The sequence below is a fragment of the Phocaeicola faecium genome (assembly GCF_014837055.1).
Taxonomy (GTDB): Bacteria; Bacteroidota; Bacteroidia; order Bacteroidales; family Bacteroidaceae; genus Phocaeicola; species Phocaeicola gallinarum.
The window spans coordinates 830,613-851,452 of the sequence record NZ_JACSPQ010000001.1; the positions used below are offsets into that span (position 1 = coordinate 830,613).

Below are 20,840 nucleotides of genomic sequence, written 5' to 3' on the forward strand. Positions count from 1 at the left end.
GATTAGCGCGGATTTACGCGGAGTAATAATTTTATTTTTTCTTCATCTGCGAAAATCTGTGTAATCGGCGGTGTATGCTTGAAACGCGGATTAGCGCGGATTTACGCGGAGTAATAATTTTATTTTTTTCCATCTGCGGAAATCTGTGTAATCTGTGGTGTATATTTGAAACGCGGATTAGCGCGGATTTACACGGAGTGATAATTTTATTTTTTTCCATCTACGAAAATCTGTGTAATCTGTGTTAAAAAACATTTCCATACGCAAAATAATAATTTATTTAATCTGTGTAATCTGTGGTGAAAATTCCCACACAGCATTATATCCGTGTAATCGGTGGTGAGAAAAGAGGGATAACGCGGCTGTGGGGGGTGAACTCCGTGGCGGAGAGGTTGAAGGGAGCGATGCGGACGGCGTGCAGCGGTGCGGCGGGCTGGCTGCGGAGGCGGTCGGCGTAACCGGAAAAGGGTTCTTCGGGACGGCGCGGGGGAAAACCGGGGGCGATGACGATGATGCCGCTCACCCACTCGGTGTGACTGATTTCTTCACGCAGGGGAAAGACGGTACGCACGATGCCGCTGTCGTCAAGCTCTACCACGTGGAGGTCGAGCATTCTCTGTTCGCTCGACAGATAGATGCGGCGGGCGGCAAATCGCTTCATGATCATCGGGGTGAGGCGGTGCGCACTTTGCGGTTTTTCACTTCGGGAGCTTCCGCTTCGTCGTCGGCAGGTTTCGATGCCGGGGCTACCGAAGCACTGCCGTTGTGGTTGCGCGTCAGGCTGATGCCGTTTATCAGCACGCTGCCCTCTGAGGCGAGGTCGGAATCGTAATAAATAAATCCGTTGATGGTTTTAAACTTATACGCCGAGTCGGCACGGAGCGTGAGGCGCTGCGTCCCCGACGAGGTGATGACGCGCGTAATGCCTTGCGTGCTGTCGTTGTCGAAGGTAAAGTTCAGTCCCATCACCGCTTTGGCTTTTTGGCGGGCTTGAGGCATGAAAAGGAAATTCGCCTCCCACGTCATGCCGTCGTGAGGCCTGAACGAGGTGTCGGCACGCAGTTCGAAAGTCACCTTATTGGTCAGTTCAGACGATGAGAGCCAGTAAAGCGAAGGCATGTCTACCGTGTCGCGGAAGAGCGTAAGCGAGGTCTGCCCGCTGCGCCGGTCGGCAAACTTGCGCACCTGTTTTCCGTCGGCCTCGAAGCGTTTCAGCAGATTGTCGTAGATGGCAGCCAACTCCTCACCGTGACGCGAGTACCACACCATCGACGAGTCGAACTCTGCCTCGGTCACGCCGTGTTTGCGGAACACATACTCCGCGTAAGCCTCCTTCTTGTAACTTTCGGTATGGGGCAATTCGCCTTGCAGCGTGGTGCCGAGGTGGTAATCGTACAACAGATTTTCCATTTCGGCAGGCTGGATGATGTCGGACGGAATCTGCTTTCCACATCCCGCCAGTGCGCCTGTCACGGCTGCTGCCACAAGCCAACTTGCGTATCTCTTACTTTTTTTCATGCTCTTCTTTGGTGTTCAGGTAACGGCTGTAAAATATCAGCAGGGCGATGATGCCGCAACTGATTGAGGCATCGGCAAAGTTGAATATCGGGCTGAAGAAGATGAAATGGTCGCCACCCACCCACGGCATCCACTGCGGCCAGTAGGTGTCGATAATCGGGAAGTAGAACATGTCGACCACCTTTCCGTGAAGCCAGTCGGCATAGCCTTCTCCGATGGGAGTCCACGTAGCCACCTGAAAGGGAGTGCTCTCTGAGAATATTTCGCCGTAGAACACACAGTCGATGATGTTTCCCACGGCTCCGGCGAGTATCAGCGCGAGGCAGACCACGTATCCGTTTGCCACGCGGCGTTCCTTGCGGCGCACGATTGAAACCAGATACCATGTGATGAGGATTACAGCCACGATGCGGAACAGCGTGAGAAACAGTTTGGCGAATATCTCCAAACCGAACGCCATGCCGGGGTTTTCGGTGAAATAGATGTAAAACCAGTCGGTGACGCGGATGTTTTCGTGGAGCGCCATGTTGGTTTTCACCGCAATCTTGATTACCTGATCAATCACTAATACCAAAAAAACAATCAGGGCAGCCAGCCGCCCCTGAGTGAGCCATTTCTTCATACGCAGGTATTGAAACGGGGAGACACACCGCCTCCCCTTCTTTTTTTTACTTGTTTAATTATTTCTTTCCGGCCTGTTTTGCTTCGATGCTCAACGTAGCGTGAGGAACCGCCCGGAGGCGTTCGGCAGGAATCAGCTTGCCGGTTTCACGGCAGATTCCGTACGTTTTGTTCTCGATGCGCACCAGTGCCGCACGCAGGTTCTGGATGAATTTCAACTGACGGGATGCCAGACGGGTGGTTTCTTCTTTCGAAAGCGTGTTGGCGCCTTCTTCAAGCACCTTGTAGGTGGGCGAAGTATCGTCGGTATCGTTTCCGTCGGTGTTCATGATACTACTTTTTAATTTCTCATAGTCGCGCTCGGCGAGCTGAAGTTTTTCCATGATAATGGCGCGGAACTCCTCGAGTTCGGCATCCGAATATCTCGTTTTTTCAGCCATAGTTTTTAAGTTTTAAAAAGTTAATTAATAGTATCCGGTCTTCCGCGTCCTCAGCACGAGGACGCAGAGACGGATGTGTTCTTTTCTCACAATTTGGTTACCTTTATCATCAGCGAATAGTCGTCGAAGCTCAGCTCGGTGGCATCCGCCACTTCGTCGGCAAGCGTCAACGAGTTTGCCAATACTTGGTTGCAAATATACGTATTATATTCGGTTACCGCATCATCGGTGTTCGGATTTTTCGACAAAACAATGTCTATCTTGTCGGTTATTTCGAAACCGCTGCTCTTACGGATGTTCTGGATGCGGTTTACCAGTTCGCGGGCGATACCTTCGCGGCGAAGCTCGTCGGTTACGGTAACTTCGAGCGCCACGGTGAGGCGGCCTTCGTTTGCCACGAGCCATCCGGGGATGTCTTCGCTGAAGATGTCGACGTCGGCGGCTTCGACCACAGCTTCCGCACCGTCGAGGATGAACGTGTAGCTGCCTTCACGCTCCAAGCGTGCGATTTCTTCTTGCGTCATTCCCGACACGGCGGCTGCCACGGCTTTCATCTGCTTGCCGAACTTAGGTCCGAGCTTCTTGAAGTCGCACTTCACACGTTTTACCAGCACGCCCGAATCGCCTTCCACGAAGCGGAGTTCTTTCACATTTACTTCGCTCATTATCAAGTCTTTCACGGCTTCGATGTGGCGGCGTTGCTCCTCGTCTACCACCGGCACCATGATACATTGCAGGGGTTGGCGCACCTTGATGTTCACCTTGCGGCGCAGGGCGAGCACCATCGAGGTAACGTCTTGTGCCATCTGCATACGTGCCTCTAATTCTTTGTCGATGAGCGACTCGTCTGCCACGGGGAAGTTTGCCAAGTGTACAGACACCACGTTGTCGCGTCCGGTTACCGAGGTGAGGTCCATGTACAGGCGGTCGGCGTAGAACGGTGCGATGGGCGCCATGAGGCGTGCCACGGTTTCCAAGCATACGTACAGCGTCTGGTATGCCGAGAGCTTATCGGCCGACATCGAGCTGCCCCAGAAGCGTTTGCGGTTCAGGCGCACGTACCAGTTGCTGAGATTGTCGTTTACGAAATCGGTAATCAGTCGTCCTGCCTTCGTGGGTTCGTAGTCGGTGTAACAAGCGTCAACATCTTTTACCAGCGAGTTGAGCAGCGAGAGTATCCAGCGGTCGATTTCGGGACGTTCGCTTACGGGTACTTCGGGTTCGGCGTAGGTAAATCCGTCGACGTTGGCATAGAGGGCGAAGAACGAGTAAGTGTTATACAGCGTGCCGAAGAATTTGCGGCGCACTTCGTCTACTCCGTCGGTATCGAACTTCAGGTTGTCCCACGGCGAGGAGTTGGTTATCATGTACCAGCGCAGGGGGTCGGAACCGAATTTCTCGATGGCTCCGAAGGGGTCGACGGCGTTGCCCAATCGTTTCGACATCTTGTTTCCGTTTTTGTCGAGCACGAGTCCGTTTGACACCACGTTTTTAAACGCCACGCTGTCGAACACCATCGTGGCGATGGCATGGAGCGTGAAGAACCATCCGCGGGTCTGGTCTACTCCCTCGGCGATGAAGTCGGCGGGATAGTATGAACGGCTGTCTATCAGCTCTTTGTTTTCGAACGGGTAATGCAGTTGGGCGTAAGGCATCGAGCCGGAGTCGAACCACACGTCAATCAGGTCGGTTTCGCGCTTCATCGGTTTTCCGCTCGGCGAAACGAGGATGATGTCATCCACGTAGGGGCGGTGGAGGTCGATGAGGTCATAGTTTTCTTTCGTATATACGCCCGGCACGAACCCTGCTTTTTTGTATGGGTTGCACTCCATGACGCCTGCGGTAACAGCCTTCTCCACTTCCGCATAGAGTTCTTCAAGCGAGCCGATACATTTTTCCTCTCCGTCTTCGCTGCGCCATACGGGTAACGGCGTACCCCAGTAGCGCGAACGGCTCAAGTTCCAGTCGTTGAGGTTTTCAAGCCACTTGCCGAAGCGTCCTGTGCCGGTCGATTCAGGTTTCCAGTTGATGGTTTTGTTCAGCTCCATCATGCGTTCCTTGCAGGCGGTAGAGCGGATGAACCAACTGTCGAGCGGATAGTAAAGCACGGGCTTGTCGGTGCGCCAGCAGTGCGGATAGTTATGCACGTGTTTCTCGGTCTTGAACGCCAAGCCTTGCTGCTTGAGCATCATGCAGAGGTACACGTCGAGCGATTCGGCTGCCTGAGCCGCCTTTTCGTCGTATTTTCCGTCGATGGTGAACTGGGGGTCGTAAGCGTTTTTCACCCAGCGTCCTTCGTATTCCTTGTATTTTTCCACGTCGATGCAGGTGCTGACGAATGTTTCGTCCAGCTCGCTCATCAGGAAGAACTTACCCGTGAGGTCTACCATCGGGCGGGTTTCTCCTTTCTTGGTAATCATGAACAGCGAGGGGATGCCTGCCGCGCGTGCCACGAAAGCGTCGTCGGCTCCGAAGGTGGGCGCGATGTGAACGATACCCGTACCGTCTTCGGTGGTCACGTAATCGCCGGGGATGACGCGGAACGCTTTGGCAGATGCCTCGTGCCACGTGCCGTCTTCGGCTGCCTCAACGGGTTTCACCCACGGGATGAGCTGTTCGTACTCCATTCCCACGAGGTCGGTACCCTTGTAGCGTCCCACTATCTCGAAGGGAATCAGCTTGTCGCCCGGCTTGTAGTCGGCCAGCGCGATGCCTTCCGCCTTCTTGTTGAAGTGAGTATAGAGCAGGTCTTCGGCAAGCACCACGGTCATCTTCTCGCCCGAATAAGCGTTGTAGGTGCGCACTGCCACGTAGGTATATTTCGGTCCTACGCAGAGGGCGGTATTCGAGGGGAGCGTCCACGGCGTAGTGGTCCACGCCACGAAGTAAGGCGTCCCCCACCCCGTCATTTCGGGTTTGGGATTTTTCATCTTAAACTGAGCCACCACGGTTAGGTCTTTCACGTCGCGGTAACATCCGGGCTGGTTCAGCTCGTGCGAGCTGAGTCCCGTTCCGGCAGCGGGCGAATAAGGCTGAATGGTATATCCTTTATACAGCAATCCTTTCGCGTAGAGCTGTTTGAGCAGCCACCACAGGGTTTCGATGTATCGGTTATCGTAAGTGATGTAAGGGTTATCGAGATCTACCCAGTAACCCATCTTGTGAGTAAGGTCGGTCCACTCTTTGGTGAATTTCATCACATCCGTGCGGCAGTGGCGGTTATACTCTGCCACCGAGATGGTTTTACCGATATCCTCTTTGGTAATTCCCAATGCCTTCTCAACCCCCAGTTCGACGGGCAGCCCGTGGGTATCCCATCCCGCTTTCCGCTTCACCTGATATCCCTTCATGGTTTTAAATCGGCAGAAAGTATCTTTAATGGTACGCGCCATCACGTGATGAATGCCCGGCATACCGTTTGCCGAAGGAGGTCCCTCGTAGAATACAAACGAAGGACAGCCCTCGCGTTCCGTCATACTGCGGGAGAAGACATCGTTCTCATCCCATTTTTTCAGCACTTCCTTGTTTACTTCCGACAGGTTGAGCTGCGAATATTCGGTAAATTTCTTACTCATAATCTATCTCTCTTGTTTTTCTTTTATTATTTCCTAAAACTTGCACATTCGGCGGGGAGGAAATAACCTCCCCAAATTTAGGGTGCAAATTTATAAGAAAAAAGAATAAGAGTAAAACATTTGAGATAGTATTCTCATTAACAACACTTAAAAATGGTTTCCATCAGTCGTCGATGTCGATAACCTGCATCTGATTGTTGAACTTGATTTCCCAGCGGTTAGAGAGCTTCACTTCGTATTCTTTCTTGCTTCGTTCTATCTTCAGAATCTCGGCGTCGGGATAGTTCGTCTTCACGTAATCGCGTATGGCTGCGGGCACGATTGCCTCCGGCACGGGGTTCCGTGTACATTTCACCTCCGTCCATCCCCCGGTGCGGTCGAACTCCACCTTGTCGCCATTGGTAAATATCACCTCGTAGTTTTTCGAGAGCATATCGCTTTCCATTTTAGCCAGCGCCACTTTGTGCTTACTGAAATGGGTGGTGATGAAAGTCTGCGCCGGTGTGGGCAACTGTCCTATCTGGATGGGCTTGTCGCTGTCGGCAAGTGCGGCAGTCGAAAACGTAAACACGCATACAAGCAAAAGGAATAATTTCTTCATGATTCATACATTTTAAAAAGTGGGATAATCGTTTCGCTACTGCAAAGATGGGAAACGAATCTGAAAAGAATTTGAAATGAGCATCGAAAATCTGGATAATGGGGTGCGTGATAATTAACAACGATGCCAATGCGTTTGTTTTTTAATCAATTAGAAAACTGAAAACGCTAACAGTAGAACCGGTCGATCCTACGAATAGAACCGGTCAACTCATCCGCACGTAATAAACGATGCTACCGCAATGTTTTTTAGGGACTCAACGGCAACACAAATGACATATTCATTCCATGATTCTTTTAAAGTATAAAGTCAAATGATTGTTTCTCCAATTCCATTTCGTATTGCTTAATAAGCGTATCATAGCTTAAAAAGGAAACGCGTTTATTCAAACGTAACTCATCAAAAGCATGAAAACGCATTTTATCCTCAAATTCAGGTTTTCTCTTTATATCTGCAACAATAGTCATTCTTACATAAAAATCTTGCAAATCATTGAACTTTAACAACGAGTTCTGAATATCAGTAGAATGTTCAATCTCAAAAAAAGAATGAGGCATATTACGCTCGTTAAACCATATCGTATCAATAGTAGAACTACGCTTTATTATTTGAGGATAAGAATAAGACGGCAGCTCATTAAGCGTAGAAAGTTCTTGCAACTTCCTTCCATCATAAAATTTTTTATTTTTGTCTTGTTTTGGTATAAATGTCTGCATTTTATGAAACTTCCCTATTATCAATAAAATCCCCTGATAATAAGAATGATTAAACATCTTAACAGCATCCGAATCTTTATTCTTTTCGGTTTCTACAATTATACCTCTGTCTTCTATTTGCTTCTTATACTTTTCAAGCCCGTACAATCCCGGCTTTATTTTATAAATACCTTTAGTCTGCTGTACAATACGACGAATACTTGCAAATGGAGTTTTCGTTTTCCATTCACAATCTTTTATCTTAAAAACTTCCTTATTTAATTCACTTAAAGTAGCAACTCCGCCTAACTTATCTAAGGTTTCTATAACCGCTTCATATTGCTTCATAATCGCATTAATCTTATTAAACTAACAAACGGCTCTATGTTAGTCTTCCCTTTTGTCATCATGTATATAGAATACAAAGGTACAAAATACGATATGAATTTTGGGCTCAGAGGCTGCTTAAAATTTCCTATCGAGGTAATTTATGTTTCCTGCATAATCAGCTGCGCGATACGGTAAACACATGCCTGCCGTCGGCATAGCGGTAAGTTACTGACAGATGGCTCGCCTTACATACGGAGTCGACCAGAGCCAGTCCCAGTCCCGTGGAACCTTCTTTCTTGCTGCCCTGATAAAAGCGTTCGAAGATGCGTTTATCGTCAAGCGGATGTTCGCCCGTATTGCTGATTTCGAAGGAGGCCGCGGTAAAGGAGACGGTTATCTCGCCACCTTCGTCGGCATGTACGAAGGCGTTTTTCAGCAGGTTGGCTACCAGCACCGATGCCAGCGACTCGCTCATCGTTACGCGGAAAGTGGCGGCTTCGGTCACTTCTACCCGGATGTGGCGGTAGGCGTATACCTCCTGATAATCGTCGAGGTAGGTGCGGAATAGCTTGTTCAGGCAGATTTCTTTCTCGTCGGAGAACTGGTGGTTCTCTATCTTACACAGCAGCAAGAGCGAGCGGTTCATGCGCGTCAGCGACTCCAGCGTCTGATGGGTCTTGGCAAGCTCGGAGAGCTGTTTCTCGGTAAGCGTGTCGTCTTCCATCAACATTTCCAGCCGGTTGAGGGAGATGGCAAGGGGAGTCTGCATCTCGTGGGAGGCGTTTCCGATGAAAAGTTTCTGCTGTTCGTACACTTTCTCGCTGCGCTCGGTGAACACCACCGCCGCATCGTTTAGCTTACGGAATTCCGAGATGGAGGTTTCATTTGTCAGAGGTTTGTTTTTGCCGCCCAGACGGTAGCGGTCCAGCCAGTCGAGCAAGCGGTAGAGGGGTTTCATGTTGCGCTGGAACACCCACGCATTGACGGCAAGGATGGCGAGGAGCAGCAACACGTAGAGGAAAACAATCCACCCCAAGAGGGCGCGCCGCAGGTCGAGTTTCTCGATGGTGGGAGCGTAAACCACCAGCTCCATGTAGCGTCCGTCATCGGTTTGGAAGATGGTCATGAGCACACGTGCCGGCTCGGTTTCTTTTTTTTCTTCGATATACACCGTCTCGTCGCGGTACGTAATGTGGGGATACGAGCGGGCGTATTCTTCGCTCACTTCGTAGAGGTAATACTGGTTGTTCGAGCCGCTGTTTTTCGAGGGCATCTCTTCGCCCGACAGCCAGCGGATGATGAGCGTCTCGGCGTAATCGCCCAGCGAGTCGTCGGTCTCATCGTTTACCTCCTCGATGATAGCCCAGTAAAAGAACACCGCCCACACCGTGAGGATTGCCACGAGCAAGGCGGACACGCGCCACATAACGAGATGGAAGAGCTTCATTCTATCACAAATTTATAGCCGATTCCGTAAACAGCCTTCAGTTCCGGCGTGGCTCCCGCTTCTTTCAGGTGGCGGCGCAGGTTTTTTATCTGGGCGTAGATGAAATCGAAGTTATCCACTTGGTCGATGTGGTCGCCCCACACCGATTCTGCCAGCGTGTTCTTGTTGACCAGCCGTCCGGGACGCAGCATGAAGTATGAAAGAATGTCGTACTCCTTGCGGTTCAGCTCCACTTCCTTCCCTCCTATCAGCACCTTGAAGAGGTCGGGGACAAGCTCGATGTTCCCGTACCGGATGGTGTGTTCTCCTTCGCGCGTGTTGCGTCGGAAGAGGCTTTTCAGGCGGGCATGGAGTTCGGCAAGGTGGTAAGGTTTGGGCAGGTAATCGTCTGCTCCGAGGTCTAATCCCTTCACCTTGTCCTCTAACGAGTCTTTTGCCGAGAGGATAATCACATTCGTACGTTTGCCCAGCGCACGCAGCTCACCGAGCAGGTCGAGTCCGTTGCCGTCGGGCAGCATGATGTCGAGCAGGATGCAGTCGTAATCATAATCCTCTATCTTGCGGAGTGCCGTCATGTAGTCGGGAGCCTGCGACACCACGTAGCGTTCTTTTTCGAGCGAGCGGGTGGTTATCTCGCGCAGGTCGTTGTCGTCTTCTACTATGAGTATCTTCATATCGGTTTCATGATTAGGGTGATGCGCAAATATACGAAATCCGGTGGAATAAAAAAACGAATACCTGCAATTTGCCAACACAAGAGGGTATAAAAACGCTGCGGCTCCTCCCACCGGAGAAACCGCAGCTTGTCACTGTGAATTTAAAATTAAAAATTCATGAAAAGCAAAGTATCTGTCTCACGACAGTATTTTAGTCCATATTAAACCAGCGCACGTAGCAGAACTCCTGACGGTGAGCCAAGTACGGATGTTTCGGGAACATACGGTAAGACACCTTGAAGCTGCCGGCGTTCGACAGGCTGTTGATTACTTGGAACGTATACAGGTCGCCTTCGCGCTTGATCATCTTCATCGGCGCAACCGAGTAGATGTGTTCTTTGCCTTCTACGCTGGTGTAAGTAATAACCTGCTCGATACCGATGGCATCGTTCAGTCCTTTTTCGTCTACCACGCAAGTAATGGTGTAATCTTTTCCGCTTTCCACGTTGCCCTGACGCAGCTCCTGCGATTTATCCATTGAAACGATTTGGATAGAATCCCACTTCGCAGCCACTTCTTCCTGCCATGCAGCCAGTTCTTTCACCTTTTCGAAGTTGTTGGCAGCCAGTGCGTGGAAGCGTTCTGCTTCTTTGGTGTAGAACTTCGTGTAGTAGTCGTCAAGCTGGCGTTTCATCGTATAGTGAGGAGCAATCTGCGCGATTGAGTTCTTGATGGTCTTCACCCAGCCTTCAGAATATCCCTTCTTGTTACGCGCGTAATACAGCGGCAGGATTTCGGTTTCGAGGATGCTGTAAATGGTAGCGGCATCCAGCTGGTCTTGGTATTCCTGATTCTGGTAAGTACGCTTTTCGGTAAGCGCCCATCCTGCCCCTTCGCGGTAGCCTTCCAGCCACCATCCGTCGAGTACAGAGAAGTTTACCACACCGTTCATCAGCGCTTTTTCGCCCGACGTACCCGATGCTTCGAGCGGACGGGTCGGGGTGTTCATCCAGATGTCGACACCCGAAACGAGGCGGCGTGCCAGCTTCATATCGTAGTTTTCGAGGAAGATAATCTTACCCATGAACTCCGGACGGCGAGAGATTTCTACAATCTTCTTAATCAATCCCTGTCCGGCTCCGTCGTGCGGGTGAGCTTTTCCTGCGAAGAGGAACTGCACCGGATAGTCGGGGTTGTTTACAATCTTCGACAAGCGGTCGAGGTCGGTAAACAGCAGGTGTGCACGCTTATAAGTAGCGAAGCGGCGGGCAAAACCGATGAGCAGCGCGTTGGGGTTGATTTTATCCATCAGCGTAACCACGCGCGAGGGGTCTCCCTGATTCTTCAGCCACGTATCGCGGTACTGGTTGCGCACGTAGTTGATCAGCTTATTCTTCAGCGCCATACGGGTTTGCCAGATTTCTTCGTCGGGCACGTTGTAAATCTTTTCCCAGATAGAGGGGTTCGACTGGTCTGCCATGAAGTTCTTATCGAAATACTTGCTGTACAGGGCTTTCCATTCCGATGCACACCATGTGGGGAAGTGAACGCCGTTGGTAACGTATCCCACGTGGTTTTCTTCGGGGAAGTATCCCTTCCAGATGCCTGCAAACATTTCCTGCGAAACTTTTCCGTGAAGCCAGCTTACGCCGTTTACTTCCTGACAGGTGTTGCAAGCGAAGGTCGACATACAGAAACGTTCGTTGTTGTCGCCCGGGTTGATGCGTCCCAAGTCCATCAGTTCCTGCCAACTGATGCCCATGCGCTGCGGATATCCGCCCATGTATTTTCCGAACAGCCCTTCGTCGAAGTAGTCGTGTCCGGCAGGCACCGGCGTGTGAACCGTATAGAGTGAAGAAGCGCGTACCACTTCGAGAGCTTCTTCGAACGACATTCCGCTTTCCACGTAGTCGCACAAGCGCTGTACGTTACACAGAGCGGCGTGTCCCTCGTTACAGTGGTAAACGTCTTTCTTGATGCCGAGGCGTTTCAGCAGCAATACACCGCCGATACCCAGCAGGATTTCCTGTTTCAAGCGGTTTTCCCAGTCGCCTCCGTAAAGCTGGTACGTGATGGGGCGGTCGAACTCGCTGTTCATTTCGTTATCGGTATCCAGCAAGTAGAGAGGCACACGTCCTACGTTGACTTTCCATACATACGCATGAACGTAGTAGTTGAGGTAAGGAACGTCGAGCACCAGCGGGCTTCCGTTTTCGTCCATCACACGTTCGATGGGCAGGCTTCCGAAGTTCTGCGCTTCGTAGTTTGCAATCTGCTGTCCGTCCATCGACAGGCTTTGGTCGAAGTATCCGTAGCGGTACAGGAAACCGATACCACACATATCCACGTTACTGTCTGAAGCCTCTTTCAGGTAGTCGCCGGCAAGGATACCCAGACCTCCCGAATAGATTTTCAGCACGTGAGTCAAACCGTACTCCATACAGAAGTAAGCTACCGACGGCCGAGAGGCGTCGGGTTTGGTGTTGACATAGGTTTTAAACTTATCGTAAATATGATTGATTCTGCTTAATACTTCCTTGTTGTTACACAATGCTTCGAGCTTTTCGTAGCTCAAACGTTCCAACAGCGCAACCGGATTCTGTTTTACGAACGACCACAGTTCGGGGTCGAGTTCTCTGAACATTTCAGTTGCTTCGTCATTCCAAGCCCACCAGATATTGCGAGCCATTTCTTCCAACATCTTCAATGATTCCGGAATGCGCGACTTAACGTTCACTTCTTTCCACACCGGAGCATTCACATAATTAGTTTTGACTTTCATATCTCAAGTTTTAAATTTGGTTTCAAAATTTGTTTTCCTCAAGACGTTTGGCTGCGTTACGCAACGCCACGTCGTAAGCCACGTAATAGTTTTTGATAAAATATTTCCACAGAGCCTGTTCAGCAACGGCGGCTGCGTTTTTCCGCACCTTGTCGATTTCTTTGGGCGAGAGCGCCGAATATTCGGTCAGCGTGTCGCGTATGGCATCTGCCACCTCCGAATAGTTATAGTCGGTGCGGTGAATTACTTTTACACCGTCTTGCAGTGTGGCGTAGTGTCCTTTCAAGGTGTTGACCCAAAGTCCGAATCCGGCAAGGTCTGTCGTAATGGTAGGAACTTTAAACGCCATGCTTTCCAGCGGCGTGTAGCCCCACGGCTCGTAGTAAGAGGGATATACCGTAAGGTCGAATCCGGGCATCAGGTCGTAATAAGCCAAGTTTACGATGCCGTCGTTACCGTCGAGGTAGCAGGGCACGAAGATTACTTTCACGCGCATGTCTTTAGCGTTCGACATGTTCAAATATTTCAACATATCGAGCACTTGGTCATGGCTCATGTTATGCAGCCAGTGGGTGATAAACGGACATTCGAGGGGGGTATCAAAGTCTTCCTTGCTCTTCAGCCGTTCAGCCAAGTCTTTGCGCGGTTCTCCCACCCATCCCGGCACACTGACAAACGCCAGCACATCCCGTTTCAGGTTCTTGTCGCGCGTCAAGCGGTTCAGCGCCTCCAAGTACACGTTTATGCCTTTATTCTTGAACTCGTATCGTCCGCTCGTTCCCACCAGCATGGTGTCGTCTCCCAGCCGGGTACCCAGCAGCTTGTTTGCCACGTTCAGCAGCGCCTTGCGTGCTTTCTGGCGTTTTGCGCTGTAACTTCTTCCTTTCGGAACGAAGTCGTCTTCAAAGCCGTTGACCAGCACCACGTCTGCCTGTTTTTCCAACAGTTCCTTACACTCGTTGTCGGTAATGTCGCTCACGGTAGTGAAGCAGTCCACATGGTGCGCCGTCTGTTTTTCGATGGAATGTTTCGATTCCATGTTCAGTTCGCGTGCCATCTGGTCGCCGTTGTAAGCAAATAAATAATCGTAAAGGGGTTTGTTGTTTCCGGCAATAGACCTGCCGATAGAAGTAGCGTGGGTAGTAAAAACAGTCGCTATCTGAGGAACGTGTTTCTGAATATATAAAGCACCGAGTCCGGTCATCCACTCGTTGGCGTGATAAATCACCTTGTCGGCAACTGTCAGGTTATGGCGGTAATAACTTTCAACCACTTTTCCTGCCGCGTACGAGAACATCGAGGCTTCGTCGTAATCGCCATAAGCATGAAGCGAATCTACTTGAAAATCAAGCCAAGCCTGCGTATAGATATCATTTTTTACGGCATAAAAGGGAGTAAAGTCTACCAATATTGTTATCGGGTTTCCGGGGATGTTCCATCGTCCTACCCGGATTTTCAGATTATCCTTCGTTTCCGCTTCTGTTCTCCATGCTTTCAGCAACTCATCGTCTTCGGTAAACAAAGGGTTCTCTTTGCCGGACCAAACGTCTGGTCCGATGAAAAAAAGTCTGTCCGGAAATGCTTCCTGCAATGTCTTCGCCCGTGTAGAAAGTACGGTATAGATACCTCCAACCTTATTACAAACTTCCCAACTCGATTCGAAGATATAGTCCGGAGTTAAAAGTTTATCACTAATCATTACTAATATTTTCTAAATCAGGCGCGAAGTTACGAAAAAACATTGAATTACAACGAACAAAACAAGAAAATAGTTGTTTTTTATTTCCGTATTTTTTCACAGCCTAAATAAGAGCCTGTTTTAATTTTCCGATAAAGCAAGTTATGCCGGATCTCATCCGCATGGAATAAAGCACCGAACCGCTAAGAATCCCCTACGCAAGCGGCAGGGTTTCCCAGCGGTTCTGTATGTTCGCCCGGAGGCGGAATGTTATGAAGAAAAATATTATTTGGCTACGCGCTCCAGCCACTTCAGCATGAAGAGCATGGTGAACATCGAGATGCAGCAAGCCACCACGAATACCGTCCACGTCATCCAGATGGGGATAGACTCGTATAACACAGCGCCGATGAACAGCAGCTGGTTACCCACGGCGGTAGCTCCTAACCATCCGCCTTGCATGATGCCCTGATACTTGGGAGGCGCAACTTTCGACACGAACGAGATGCCCAGCGGCGAGATGTACAGCTCGGCAATGGTGAGCACCAAGTAAGTAGCCATCAGCAGCAGCGGAGTCACTTTAACGGGCGATACTCCGGCAGCGATGATGTCGGCATGAAGCGGAAGGTTGGCAAAGTATGAACCTAACGCCATGATGACGAATCCGGTAGCGGCGATACCCATACCGATGGCAATCTTCTTCGGCGTAGAGGGTTCTTTGCCACGCGCGCGCTGACGGGCGAACACTGCCATTACCAGCGGGGTGAGGAACACCACGAAGAAGGGGTTCAGCGACTGGAACAGCTCGGCGGTGATAGGCATACCGAAGAGGTTCAGGTCGGTGTATTCTTTAGCAAAGAGCGTAAGGGTCAACCCGTTTTGGTGGAACGAGAACCAGAAGAAGATTACCACGCCAAACACGGCAAACAGCGCCATGATGCGTTGTCTTACTTCCTGCGGACTCATTTCTACCGCTGCCGCGCCACCCTTTGCTGCGGTTTCTTTCGATGCGGGGTCGGGGAAGCGGCGTTTGTTTATCACGTAGATTGCCAGCGAGAGCAGCATAGCCGCGATAGCCACTGCAAAAGCGTAATGGAATCCCGTAGAGAACACGTTGAGGTAAGCGTGGGCGAAGGCATCGAGGTCGGTCACCGCCTGTCCGCTCACTTCGGCAGCCAGCGCACGGAAGTTTTCGGCTGCCTGCGGCTGAAGCGTTCCCGCCAAGTGTCCGTGACACAGTTCGGGCAGGTCTGCATTATAGGCAAAGCCGTTATGAATCAGCCACCAGTTACGCACGCCCACGGCAGCAGGCGGAGCGAAGATGGCTCCGATGTTGATAAACATGTAGAAGAGCGAGAAGCCGGAGTCGCGCATACTGGCGTACTTCGGATTGTCGTACATCTGTCCTACCAGCGCCTGAAGGTTTCCCTTGAACAGTCCGTTTCCGAAAGCGATGACAAACAGTGCCACGCAAGTCATCGTGAGCAGCATCGTTTTGTTAGCCTCGGTAGCCTCGGAAGGGATTGCAAGCAGAACGTATCCCACCGCCATCAGCACAATCCCCGTCAGGATAGTACCTTTATAGTTACGAGTTTTGTCGGCTATCACACCTCCCACCAATGCCAAGATGTAAATAGAAAAATAAAATGTAGAATAAATCAGACCGGCTTCTTTCGGGCTCAAAGCGAATTTAGCCTGCAAGAAAAGCACCAAAATCGCCATCATGGTATAAAACCCAAAACGTTCCCCCAAGTTTGCCAATGAAGCTGCGACCAGTCCTTTTGGATGTTTGTTGAACATAAGTTAATGAAGATTTTAAATTAATACATAGTAAATTAGGGGCAAATATAGGCAAAATCCGCGAATATCCTAATGGTTTGGCTTATTTTTAAAGTGTATTTTCGACCGACAAGGCGCGCCGGGGGTACATTATTTTTCGTACATTTGCGCCGTAGCTTACTTTTAAAACCGACATTGTCATGGCAGATAATTACATAGAAAAACAGTACGAACTGTATCAGGCGCGCAAGGCGGCATGGGAACAAGCGCAGAAAACCAAACGGCGGAAGGCGGCGGAGACGCAACGGAAACCGAGCGTGCTGTTTCAGAATCAGACAAAAAAGATTGTGGCGGTGCATGACCTTTCGGGCGTGGGACGGGTGTCGCTCATGGCGGTTATCCCCATCCTGTCGTCGATGGGCTTTCAGGTGTGTCCGCTGCCTACCGCCGTGCTGTCTACCCACACGCAGTATCCGGTATATTCGTTCCTCGACCTGACGGACGAGATGAGCCGCATCATTGAGAAGTGGGAGCAACTGAACATCCGGTTCGACACGTTTTACACGGGTTATTTGGGTTCGCCCCGCCAAGCTCAAATAGTAAAAGACTTTATCCGCAAGTTCCGCCGGCCCACCGACTTGGTGGTGGTAGACCCGGTATTAGGCGACAACGGGAGCCTGTATAAGGGAATCTCGGAGGAGATGGTGACCGAGATGAAGACGCTGGCATGGAACGCCGACATCATTACGCCGAACCTTACGGAGATGTTTCTGCTGTGGGGCAAGCCGTATCAGCCTACGGTGACGGACGACGAGCTGAAGACCGCCCTGCGCGAACTTGCCGCAAAGGGTCCGGAAATCGTTATCGTGACGAGCGTACCGGTGGCAGACAATCTGCATACGACGTCGGTGTATGCCTATAACCGCACCGCCCGCCGTTACTGGAAGGTGACGTGTCCTTACCTGCCGGCTCATTATCCGGGCACGGGCGACACGTTTACCAGCGTGGTTACGGGGTCGCTCATGCAGGGCGACAGCCTGCCCATCGCCTTAGACCGCGCCACGCAGTTCATCCTGCAAGGCATCCGCGCCACTTTCGGCTACGAGTATAACAACTTGGAGGGCATCATGCTTGAAAAGGTGCTTCATAACTTGGACATGCCCATTCAGGTGAGCAGTTACGAGTTGGTGGAGTGATATGAGACGGCAGCGCAAGGCAGTTCCACCTCTCCGAAGGGAATCATGGCGTTGAAAAGGCGCATCTTCTGATACCTTCCCACTTCGGTGGCGGGGATGTCGCGCTCTGCCAGCACTCCCTGAGCCAAGAGCGAGGCGCGCCGGGTGCCGCAGAGCAGGGGATGTGAGGGAGTGTACCACCCCGTTCCGTCCCACAGGGCGACGTTGGCTATCGAAGTGTCGGTAATCAGTCCGCGACGCACTATCAGCACGTCGTCTGCCGCTCCGCGCAGGGCAAACAGACGGTCGAGCAGCGAGCGGTCGGCGCTCTTGTAACGATAGTCCGCCTCATCGCAATCTACCATCGTCAGACTCTTCACGGGGCGTATGCGGTAGGGGAAATATTCCACCTGCTCCACCTCGCGCCCGTACACCACGCGGCAGCGCGTCCGGCCGGCATAACCTCCAGGGTGAATCACGTCCTCCAGCCGGAGCGGTTCTACCCCACCCCATACGGCGGCGCGCGTGGCGTTCATCCGCCGGTTATGCAGGTCGAGGTTCCACGCCCTGCCCCCTTCTATCCGTATCGTTTCAATAAATCGGCACATAAACTTTTTGTATCATTTCTTCGTACTCGCTGCGCGCATCGCTCATAAAGGTGATGCCTCCGCCGCTCTTGAACACCATCGACCCGTCGGGACGCTGTTCGAGGAAGCGAATCAGCACCGCGCTGTCGAGGTTCGTCCCGTCGAACCAGCCCATGATGCCGGTGTAGAATCCACGCTCGCAGGTCTCTGCCTCGCGGATGATTTCCACGGTTTTCCGCTTCGGCGCACCGGTTATCGAGCCGGCAGGAAGGAGACGGAAAAAGAGGTCGCCCAGCCGCTCGCGGTAATCGTCGGGGAGGCGTCCGCGTATCTCCGAACTCATCTGGAGCAACGCGCCGCGGTGGGTCTGCAGGCGGTCTAAGTAGCGATAGCGGGTTACGGTTACTTCGGTAGCTATCCGGCTCAGGTCGTTGCGTATCAGGTCGGTTATCGTGGCGTGTTCGGCAGACTCTTTCTCATCGTTCAGCAGGCGGGAGGCGGCATCGGGCAGCAAGGCATCGATGGTTCCCTTCATGGGATGTGAATACACGAACCCGTCGGCGATGCGCACGAAGATTTCGGGCGAGAACACCGTGAAGCGGTCTTTCAGCCAGAGCTTGTAGCGGGCTTGGGTATGGCGGAACACGTCGAGCAGTGAAAGGTTTGTCGTTACGGGTGTGGCGCAGGTAAGATTGGTGAGGAACGAGTTGCCGGCGTAGATGTTCCGTCTCACCACATCGAACGAGCGACGGTAGGCTTCAAACGGCTGCGGAAATGCTTCCCATAAGACGGAGTGACGCAACGGCAAGAGCGGTTCATCGGTATTCGAACGACCGGGGAAAACATACCGAAGCTCATCGGCGGGGATTTCTTCCAACGGTTCTACCAAGCAGTGCGCCTCATCGAAATCGATCAGGAAGAAGAACTCGCGGCGTTCGCTCCCCCAGCGGTTCATGCGCCGTATCGCCTCGGCGCGCGGACGGAACACGAGCTTACTCATGGCTGCGGCGGGTTTTAAACGAGGTGATATAGACGGTAATGCCCGCAGCCACGGCAAGCATCAGCGCCTTGAGCCACCACGGGTGGAACAGCAGCAGGATGCAGTGGAGCGAGGTGAGCCAGAGCAGCGTGAGCGACACGATTTTGGCACGCAGGGGGATGGCGCGGTCTTCACGGAAACTGCGGATGTACTCACCCAAGTATTTATGACGGAGCAGCCACGCATACGCCCTCGGCGAACTGCGGAAGTAAAGGGCGGCGGTGAGGAGCAGAAAAGGCGTGGTGGGCAAGACAGGCAAGAAGATGCCCGCCACACCCAGCGCTAAAGAGAGTGTGCCTACTGACAGATAAATGTATTTCATGCCGGCAAAGATAGGCTGTTCTCACCACATTTTTCAAATTTCATTGCTTTTTATTTTCTACGCCGGTACACACACTTCATTTCACGCACCGGGTTTTCCACACGGCAAAAAGCAAGCCCGACAAAACGAATGCCACGGCTGCCGATACATAGCCCACGACGGGAGGCAACCCGAAACTGTTGTCGGAGATGAGCAGGAAAGAAATGCAGACCGCTGTCATAAACATCGCCGGCAGGAGGGTAATCCAGTAATTCTTTTTCTTGCGCACTAAATAAACCGTCAACGTCCAGAGCGTGAATACTGCCAAAGTCTGGTTTGCCCATCCGAAGTAATTCCATATCACGTTGAACCCGTCTTCATCGGCAATGTTATACCACAGGAGTGCCAGCGTGACACCGAATACGGGGATGCAGATATAGATGCGCTTGCGGATGGTGTGTTGCTCCAGATGCAGGAACTCGGCTATGATGAGCCGGGCACTGCGCAGGGCGGTGTCTCCGCTGGTGATGGGGGCTGCCACTACGCCCAGTATCGCCAAAGCTCCGCCGAATACTCCCAACCATCCTTGAGATACGGTGGTAACCACTTCGGGGGCTTGGAGCGTGGCAGGTACGCCCAGCTCGCCGGCGGCACCTCCATAGAAGAAATACATAGACACGGTGGCCCATATCAATGCTACCACGCCTTCGGTTATCATCGCACCGTAAAACAAGGGCCGCCCTTGACGTTCGCTCTTGATACAGCGTGCCATAAGCGGACTCTGGGTGGCATGGAAACCGCTGATGGCTCCGCAGGCGATGGTGATGAACAGGCAGGGGAATATCGTACCCAAAGACGGATTCATGTTGGCAAGCCCGTCGATCAGTTCGGGCAGGGAGGGCCATCTGACGAAAAGCACGACCATCAATGCCACTGCCATAAACAGCATGGCTATGGCGAAAAGCGGATAGATGCGGCCGATGATTTTGTCGATAGGCAACATGGTGGCAAGGAAATAGTAAACAAAAATGATGAGGCACCAGATGTAGACCCACGTGAGCGAATCGCTGCACAGCTTGCCGAGAATGATTGCCGGGCTATACACGAACACGGCACCTACCATCAGCAGCAGGAAGACGGAGAATACCAGCATCACTTTCTTGGTGCGTCCGCCCAAGTAAGCGCCCACCAGTTCGGGCAACCCTGCCCCGCCGTGGCGCATGGAAAGCATACCGCTCAGGTAATCGTGGACGGCTCCGGCAAAGATACACCCGAAAACAATCCACAGGTAGGCAGAAGGACCGAACTTGGCACCCATAATCGCCCCGAAGATAGGGCCTGTGCCTGCAATGTTCAGAAACTGAATCATGAAAATTTTCCATCCGGGAAGCACCACGTAATCTACCCCGTCTGCCATGCTTACCGCCGGGGTGGGACGGTCGTCGGGAGCAAACACCCGCTCTACAATGCGCCCGTAAACAAGGTAGCCCACCACAAGGGCCACAAGGCTCAATACAAATGTTATCATAGTTTTATCTGTTGTTAAATTGTTTCAGTCTGTAACAAACGGATGCAAAATTATGAATAATCTCTATAAACCGGCTTGTGTTTCTACA

General features: G+C 51.7%; 17 protein-coding genes. 1 reads left to right on the top strand and 16 read right to left on the bottom strand.

Annotation, left to right across the window (positions count from 1 at the left end; all coding sequences use genetic code 11):
- Positions 1–319 precede the first annotated feature (319 nt).
- The 12 genes from H9626_RS03655 to H9626_RS03710 form a co-directional block, all read right to left on the bottom strand.
- Positions 320–661, bottom strand: a complete 342-nt coding sequence (locus tag H9626_RS03655; protein WP_191709609.1) for a hypothetical protein — start codon at positions 659–661, stop codon at positions 320–322.
- Positions 662–663: 2 nt separating this feature from the next.
- The gene (locus tag H9626_RS03660; protein WP_191709610.1) at positions 664–1,518 is read right to left on the bottom strand and encodes a DUF4296 domain-containing protein; all 855 of its coding nucleotides are present in this window, start codon (positions 1,516–1,518) and stop codon (positions 664–666) included.
- Positions 1,505–2,140 carry a lipoprotein signal peptidase gene (locus H9626_RS03665; protein ID WP_178256974.1) on the bottom strand — a complete coding sequence of 212 codons (636 nt, stop codon included), beginning with the start codon at positions 2,138–2,140 and terminating at the stop codon, positions 1,505–1,507. Before H9626_RS03665 ends, H9626_RS03660 begins: the two co-directional genes overlap by 14 nt.
- A 58-nt stretch (positions 2,141–2,198) precedes the next feature.
- Positions 2,199–2,579 (bottom strand): TraR/DksA family transcriptional regulator, encoded by a 381-nt coding sequence (locus H9626_RS03670; RefSeq protein ID WP_178256973.1) that lies wholly within the window; start codon positions 2,577–2,579, stop codon positions 2,199–2,201.
- A gap of 86 nt (positions 2,580–2,665) precedes the next feature.
- Positions 2,666–6,154, bottom strand: coding sequence for an isoleucine--tRNA ligase (ileS, locus tag H9626_RS03675; protein ID WP_191709611.1), 3,489 nt, complete (start codon positions 6,152–6,154; stop codon positions 2,666–2,668).
- A 163-nt stretch (positions 6,155–6,317) separates the two neighbouring features.
- Positions 6,318–6,755: a PepSY-like domain-containing protein gene (locus H9626_RS03680; protein WP_191709612.1), complete on the bottom strand. Its 438-nt coding sequence runs from the start codon at positions 6,753–6,755 to the stop codon at positions 6,318–6,320.
- Between the two features lie 296 nt (positions 6,756–7,051).
- Complete coding sequence (locus H9626_RS03685) at positions 7,052–7,798, bottom strand: type II restriction enzyme NmeDI-related protein (RefSeq protein ID WP_178256970.1); 747 nt, start codon at positions 7,796–7,798, stop codon at positions 7,052–7,054.
- Between the two features lie 157 nt (positions 7,799–7,955).
- Complete coding sequence (locus tag H9626_RS03690) at positions 7,956–9,227, bottom strand: sensor histidine kinase (protein ID WP_191709613.1); 1,272 nt, start codon at positions 9,225–9,227, stop codon at positions 7,956–7,958.
- Positions 9,224–9,901, bottom strand: coding sequence for a response regulator transcription factor (locus tag H9626_RS03695; protein WP_191709614.1), 678 nt, complete (start codon positions 9,899–9,901; stop codon positions 9,224–9,226). The genes H9626_RS03690 and H9626_RS03695 overlap by 4 nt, the downstream gene beginning before the upstream one ends.
- 193 nt (positions 9,902–10,094) lie before the next feature.
- Positions 10,095–12,665 (bottom strand): alpha-glucan family phosphorylase, encoded by a 2,571-nt coding sequence (glgP, locus tag H9626_RS03700; protein ID WP_178256967.1) that lies wholly within the window; start codon positions 12,663–12,665, stop codon positions 10,095–10,097.
- Positions 12,666–12,687: 22 nt separating this feature from the next.
- The gene (locus H9626_RS03705) at positions 12,688–14,364 is read right to left on the bottom strand and encodes a glycogen/starch synthase (RefSeq protein WP_178256966.1); all 1,677 of its coding nucleotides are present in this window, start codon (positions 14,362–14,364) and stop codon (positions 12,688–12,690) included.
- Between the two features lie 264 nt (positions 14,365–14,628).
- Positions 14,629–16,143 carry a peptide MFS transporter gene (locus H9626_RS03710; protein WP_178256965.1) on the bottom strand — a complete coding sequence of 505 codons (1,515 nt, stop codon included), beginning with the start codon at positions 16,141–16,143 and terminating at the stop codon, positions 14,629–14,631.
- Positions 16,144–16,322: 179 nt separating this feature from the next.
- On the opposite strand from H9626_RS03710, the gene H9626_RS03715 reads away from it, so the two are divergent.
- Positions 16,323–17,318 (top strand): pyridoxamine kinase, encoded by a 996-nt coding sequence (locus H9626_RS03715; protein WP_438616929.1) that lies wholly within the window; start codon positions 16,323–16,325, stop codon positions 17,316–17,318.
- On the opposite strand, the gene H9626_RS03720 is transcribed toward H9626_RS03715, so the two are convergent.
- From H9626_RS03720 to H9626_RS03735, 4 genes are all read right to left on the bottom strand, one after another.
- Entirely contained in the window at positions 17,300–17,905 is a 606-nt protein-coding gene (locus tag H9626_RS03720; RefSeq protein ID WP_191709615.1) for an aminotransferase class IV family protein, read from the bottom strand. The genes H9626_RS03715 and H9626_RS03720 overlap by 19 nt on opposite strands.
- Positions 17,889–18,884: an aminodeoxychorismate synthase component I gene (locus tag H9626_RS03725; RefSeq protein ID WP_191709616.1), complete on the bottom strand. Its 996-nt coding sequence runs from the start codon at positions 18,882–18,884 to the stop codon at positions 17,889–17,891. Before H9626_RS03725 ends, H9626_RS03720 begins: the two co-directional genes overlap by 17 nt.
- Positions 18,877–19,245, bottom strand: coding sequence for a YbaN family protein (locus H9626_RS03730; protein WP_178256962.1), 369 nt, complete (start codon positions 19,243–19,245; stop codon positions 18,877–18,879). Before H9626_RS03730 ends, H9626_RS03725 begins: the two co-directional genes overlap by 8 nt.
- Before the next feature lie 76 nt (positions 19,246–19,321).
- On the bottom strand, positions 19,322–20,752 hold the full coding sequence (locus H9626_RS03735) for a carbon starvation CstA family protein (protein WP_191709617.1): 1,431 nt from the start codon (positions 20,750–20,752) through the stop codon (positions 19,322–19,324).
- Positions 20,753–20,840 lie beyond the last annotated feature (88 nt).